General features: G+C 66.6%; 3 protein-coding genes. All 3 read right to left on the bottom strand.

Annotated elements, in window-relative coordinates; genetic code table 11:
* Positions 1 to 409 (bottom strand): (d)CMP kinase (locus tag ACW8PS_RS11955; RefSeq protein WP_491527670.1); only part of this gene is annotated, 409 nt, incomplete at its 3' end.
* Positions 410 to 575: 166 nt separating this feature from the next.
* Positions 576 to 974, bottom strand: coding sequence for a GFA family protein (locus ACW8PS_RS11960; RefSeq protein ID WP_491527671.1), 399 nt, complete (start codon positions 972 to 974; stop codon positions 576 to 578).
* A gap of 45 nt (positions 975 to 1,019) precedes the next feature.
* Positions 1,020 to 2,369, bottom strand: coding sequence for a 3-phosphoshikimate 1-carboxyvinyltransferase (gene aroA, locus ACW8PS_RS11965; protein ID WP_491527672.1), 1,350 nt, complete (start codon positions 2,367 to 2,369; stop codon positions 1,020 to 1,022).
* Positions 2,370 to 2,593: the final 224 nt, after the last annotated feature.

The following is a 2,593-nucleotide window of genomic DNA, read 5'->3' on the forward strand; positions in this document are numbered from 1 at the left end:
TGTGCCGCCTTGTGGCGCGGGTCTCATCGGATGCGGTGACATACAGCTTCACATCCGCCTGCGGGCAGATCACCGTGCCGATATCGCGCCCGTCCAGCACCGCACCGCCCAGACGCCGCGCAAAGGCGTGCTGAAAATCCAACAGCGCCGCGCGCACATCTGGGATGGCGGCCACCCGGCTGGCCGCCTGCGCCGCTTGGGTGCCACGCAGATCGGGATGGTCCAGATCCTCGGCCCGCAGATCCCGCGCCGCCATCACCGCATCTTCGCCCGCCAGCATCCGCTGCCCGACGGCGCGATAGAGCAGCCCGGTATCAAGATGCGCGAAGCCAAAATGCGCCGCCACCGCCCGCGCGATGGTGCCCTTTCCCGCCGCCGCAGGCCCGTCAATTGCAACCGTGAATGCCATGCCCAATGGCTACCCAAGCCCTGCCCGATCCGCAAGGGTCAGGTTGCACGTCGCAGTCACCCGCACCGCTTCTTCTTTGTGAAAATACTCCAGGGAGCGCGAGGGGCAGCGCCCCTCGCACCGGTCGACGCGCGGCACGCGCGGCGACACCCGCAAAAGCCATCCCCTATACCATCGTCGTCAGGCCGGGGTCACATCCCTGGGCCTGCGGCAAACCATCCGCGATCTCATAATAGTCACCCTTGTCGGTGCAATAGATATGCCCCGCAATGTTCAACCCCGTCGCGCCATCCAACGTGCCGGCAAAGATCGACAGATTCGCCCCGGCCCCATCCCAGAACAGATTGCTGCCACAGGTCGGGCAGAAGCCGCGCCGCGCATTTTCCGAGGAGGCATACCAGCTGACCTCGCCGGTGATCCGAACCGCCTCGCGCCGGGCCGAGGTCGCCGCCACATGATGGCCCGATGTCTTGCGGCATTGGCTGCAATGGCAGGCAATCACCGGGCGCAATTCACCCGATACGACATAGCGCACCGCGCCGCACAGGCAGGATCCGGTTACCATGGCGCAATCTCCTTCACCTTGCAGCCCCGCAAAGGCCACCGCCGGTCAATCGCCCCGCACCAGCGACGCGCCCAGTTGCGCCATCAAGCCTTCAAATATCGGAAACGAGGTCGCAATCGGCCCGGCATCATCGACCCGCACCGGTTCTTGCGCCGCCATCCCCAGCACCAGGAAAGACATCGCAATCCGGTGATCCAGATGGCTCTGCGCCAGGCCCCCGCCCGCGACACTGCCGGGACCCTTGCCCGCCACGCTCCACCAATCCGGGCCATCCTCGACCGCAACGCCATTGGCGCGCAATCCGGTGGCCATCGCCTCGATCCGGTCGCTTTCCTTGACCCGCAATTCCCGAACGCCGGGCATCATCGTGGTGCCGGTGGCATTGGCCGCGACCACCGACAGGACCGGATATTCGTCGATCATGCTGGCGGCGCGCGCGGGCGGCACCTCGATCCCGGTCATGTCCGGCGAATAGCGCGCGCGCAGATCGGCGACCGGCTCGCCACCCTCCTCGCGCATGTTTTCATAGCTCAGATCGGCCCCCATCTCGCGCAAAGTGGTGAACAGCCCGGCGCGGGTCGGGTTCAACCCGATCCCGGGCACCAGCACATCCGATCCCGGCACGATCAGCGCGGCACAGACCGGAAAGGCGGCCGAGGACGGATCGCGCGGCACGGTGATGGCCTGCGGACGCAACTCAGGCTGGCCCGTCAGGGTGATCACCCGGCCCTCATCGGTGATTTCGGTGCTGATCTCGGCCCCGAAGCCTGCCAGCATCCGTTCGGTATGGTCGCGCGTTGCCTCGGCCTCGATCACCACTGTCTGCCCCGGCGCGTTCAGCCCCGCCAGCAGCACCGCCGATTTCACCTGCGCCGAGGGCACCGGCACGATATAGCGCACCGGCAACGGCTCTGCGGCACCCACCAATGTCATCGGTAACCGGCCACCGGCGCGGCCGACTGCCTGCATGCCAAACAGCGCCAGCGGGTCCGTCACCCGCGCCATCGGGCGGCCATTCAGGCTGGCATCGCCGGTAAATGTCACAGTGATCGGGCAGGTCGCCATCGCCCCCATGATCAACCGCACGCCAGTGCCGGAATTGCCACAATCAATCACATTATCCGGCTCGGCAAAGCCACCAACCCCAACCCCGTGCACCCGCCATTCACCGTCACCGACCCGCTCGATCTCGGCCCCGAAAGCCTGCATCGCACGGCCGGTATCCAGCACGTCCTGCCCTTCCAGAAGCCCCGAAATCCTGGTCTCACCCACGGCCATCGCCCCCAGGATCAGGCTGCGATGCGAGATCGACTTGTCCCCGGGCACCTCCGCCACGCCGCTCAGCGGGCCAGAGGGATGCGAGATCATGGGAATGGGGGCACCGTGGCCGGACATGGCAAAGCTTTCGTTCAAATCGTTGCCAATGCTGATAGCGCCACCGCCCCGGCCCGTCCACTGCCCGCGCCGCTTCTTCTTTGTGAAAATACTCCGGGGAGCGCGAGGGGCAGCGCCCCTCGCCCGGGTCGACGCGCGGCACGCGCGGCGACACCTCCAAATCCTTGCGAAACGTCAGATAATGCGGCACCCCGCCCGCGCGCAGCGCCTTTTGCTCATAGCGG

It is taken from the genome of Alterinioella sp. (genome assembly GCF_058343375.1).

What these genes read in the sequence shown, in the direction of transcription:
- ACW8PS_RS11960 (WP_491527671.1), bottom strand. Translation starts at nt 974, where the DNA reads ATGGTAACCGGATCCTGCCTGTGCGGCGCGGTGCGCTATGTCGTATCG.
- aroA (WP_491527672.1), bottom strand. Translation starts at nt 2,369, where the DNA reads ATGTCCGGCCACGGTGCCCCCATTCCCATGATCTCGCATCCCTCTGGC.